The organism is Maridesulfovibrio ferrireducens (genome assembly GCF_016342405.1).
In the GTDB taxonomy this organism is placed as follows: Bacteria; Desulfobacterota; Desulfovibrionia; order Desulfovibrionales; family Desulfovibrionaceae; genus Maridesulfovibrio; species Maridesulfovibrio ferrireducens_A.
On sequence record NZ_JAEINN010000053.1, the window covers coordinates 1 to 2,947 of the forward strand.

The following is a 2,947-nucleotide window of genomic DNA, read 5'->3' on the forward strand; positions in this document are numbered from 1 at the left end:
GTGAGCATCAAACCAAATACACTCTAGCAGTATGACCCCCCATTCCTATATATTGAGCCTTGAATAGAAAAGGGCATACACCTGCCCCCTGTCTGGGGACAGAGGTGAGTGTGATCTGTGATCAGAAACGGATAGGATTATCCTACACAGACTTCTTTTTCTTGATGGACATTGAATGTACTCCCAATTCTTCACGAAGCTGAGGTGTCAGGTTCCAAGGCAGAAACTGGCTGTAGTCCACAGAGTTTGCCTTCAGGTTGCGTAACTTTGTCACTTCCTTCAGAAGATAGGTGACATACTCATGGAGATTAAGATCCCATAAGTTGGCAGTCTGTATGATGGTCTCGAGGGTAGCAAGAGTGTGTGCACCCGCAGGGCATCCTGCGAAAAGCACGTTCATCCTAACTGTGGAAAATGCGCGGATTATACGTTCGCTTCTCGAGTTGTCTGGATTTAGATTGGCACAATTGAGGTAAGATCTGAATATCAGCTCACTGTTGAGGTAATAATCCATGCCATCCATGATGTACTCTTCATCCCTGTGAAAGTCGTAACGGCCCCTAATCCATTCGGACAGCTTTTCAAACAGGGGAATCGACTCTTGTTTTCTGGTCCTCATGAATTGCTGCTCTGTAATCAGCTTGTCATCCAGCCACAGGGTACGATATGTCTTGTCAGCCTTGTAGATTTTTCCGATGGTAGTGATGATCCTGTCCAGCGTGATATAGCCGACCGAACCCTCCGGATAGGCCCCAGCCTTCTGGGCATCGATAAAACGCCTCCTCAAATGAGCCAAACAGAGTGCAAGCGTAAACTGGTAATCTTGCTTTTTCACCTGGTAGCCGACATAACAGTCAGCCTGCAGGAATCCTGCATAGTCGCCGACGATGCCCTTGAAAACATCACTTGAGCGGGATACATCATACTGGAAATAGGCAGCAGGCTTGCCTGGGGTCGCACTGCAGATTACCCACATCCAAGAATCAAGATGGTCGGCACGTCCTTTCTCATCAAGGACTTGGATTCTGGTTTCATCCCCATTAATGGCAGGTTGCGATAGGATGGAGTCCTTTATTGCCTCGGCAACAGGTTCCAGCTCGGTACCGGCACGCATGTGCCAGTTTGCAAAGTTCTGCTCGCTCAGGTCCACACCAAGATTCCTGAAACGTTTTGATATCCTAGTCACAGACAGCCCGCAGAAGAACTTGTCCACTATGGAGGCGGCTATGAGGCTGTCACCGGCAAGGCCCCCTGGAATGAACCGCTCGTCAGCAGGTGCCGTGATGATATTACGTTTTTGGATACCGTTCTCGTCATGGGTCTCACCACAACAAGGACAGTAGCCCTTGTTTCTTATCTGCTGGATGATGCTCAGGTTGTTGCTAAGGAGCTCGATGTACTCATGGACATCCGCGCTGTTGATATCCACAAGGGTCGTGCCGCATTTGTGACACTTGTCCGCAAGCTTGAATTCTTGTTTTTCCCTGGGATAGGAGGGGTCGAAGGTCTGTCTTCCACACCCGTTGCCCCTAGTCCTGTGTTCTGGGTTCCTGTTCCTAGAGCCTTTCTTGTTGGAAGCCTCATGCATTTTGTCGGAGTCAACCAATTCCTTTGCATTATCAATGATTTTCTGTTCATTATCACTGAGTGAGCCTTCCTCTGCCTTGCGGATAAGCTCCTCAGAGATGTTGAAGTATTTGCGGTATCTCTCGCTGGAGCTGCCGAACCTGACAAAGAGCTCGAGACGGAGCTTCTGCTCACTGGAACGCACTGCACGGGAGAGGACTTCAATGTCCTCTTCGAGCGTAACGATCTTTTCTGAGAGCGTGGATATCTTCTCCTTGTCCTTCTTTTTTTCCTTCTCCAGCTCAGTGACACGCATCTGGAGCCTGGTTATTTCCTCATCTTTACTCATAAGGGAAATGTACCATATCAGGCTGAAATAATCAACATAATTCTTTCTATACAAAGAAATTAATAGAGGCGCTGGTGCTTAAATCTGCATCCAGAGGGCCCTCGCTGGCGGTTGGTGGAGAGATCGGAGCGAAGGTGGAGCTAAAACATAAAACCGCCAAAACAGGGGCGTGCAAAGCCTGTATTGGCGTATTCAAGTATATACCATACATAAAATAATGTGCTTTTTATCAGATATGCAGATCCATTCTGCTTACCAGACCCCGTGCCTTGAGATGCCCCAAAGGGATGGGGTCTGCCAGCAACTCGCGAAGCTCGTCCCCTGTCATCCCGGCAGCAGTCTCACTGTCCATAGGCCATGAGTAGCAACCATATCGGACGGACCGGGCCAACATCCAGCAGCCCGCCCCTTCACAATATACGATGCGTATCTGCTTCCTGCTGGTCGAACAGAAAACGAATAGGGACTGCTCGTCCATCTTCAGGTTCATGGCCCCGACCACCAGGGAGACCATCCCACGGATCCCACGACGGAAATCAGTTGCACCGACCCGCAGGAATATCTTCTTGCCCTCCAGGCTCGTGTCAAATGGCAGGCTCATCGCAATGCCCCCTTGATCTGGGAAAGAAGCCTGATGCTTTGCCCGTTGCAGCTCAGGCCGTACAGATGACTGCAGCAGTCGTACACATCCTGCTGGAACTTGATCATTTCCGGGAGAGATGGCTTTGGAGCACCGCCTCCACCGATTTTGTTACTGGAACTCTCTCCAATGTTGTAGCAGACGATATTGAGGCCTGTGGCCGACCTGGCCTTCCCTTTAGACCTGTTGACTGCAAGACCACTAGTCTTAGGTGGATGTAACCATGTGCTAAGTGTGGACATAGCTATTGGAACATCTGGTAGTTTGCAAAATTGAATTTGTGACAAACCTGATTGTTTATACCTGCTGATGAGTTCAGCCTTGGTTTCTTGTGAATATGCTACTGTTTTTCCCATTTCCTATCCTCCGTAGACCCATGCTAGGGGATAGTC

Annotated in this window: 3 protein-coding genes; 1 reads left to right on the plus strand and 2 read right to left on the minus strand. The window is 49.3% G+C overall.

Annotation, left to right across the window (positions count from 1 at the left end):
* Positions 1-142: 142 nt before the first annotated feature.
* Together JEY82_RS19565 and tnpB are read right to left on the minus strand one after the other, a co-directional pair.
* A complete protein-coding gene (locus JEY82_RS19565) occupies positions 143-1,915 on the minus strand; it encodes an IS66 family transposase (RefSeq protein ID WP_304088986.1) in 1,773 nt (590 codons plus the stop codon).
* Between the two features lie 229 nt (positions 1,916-2,144).
* Positions 2,145-2,516 carry an IS66 family insertion sequence element accessory protein TnpB gene (gene tnpB, locus JEY82_RS19570; protein WP_304088990.1) on the minus strand — a complete coding sequence of 124 codons (372 nt, stop codon included), beginning with the start codon at positions 2,514-2,516 and terminating at the stop codon, positions 2,145-2,147.
* On the opposite strand from tnpB, the gene JEY82_RS19575 reads away from it, so the two are divergent.
* Positions 2,504-2,776 (plus strand): hypothetical protein, encoded by a 273-nt coding sequence (locus JEY82_RS19575; protein WP_304088992.1) that lies wholly within the window; start codon positions 2,504-2,506, stop codon positions 2,774-2,776. The genes tnpB and JEY82_RS19575 overlap by 13 nt on opposite strands.
* The last annotated feature ends 171 nt before the right edge of the window (positions 2,777-2,947 follow it).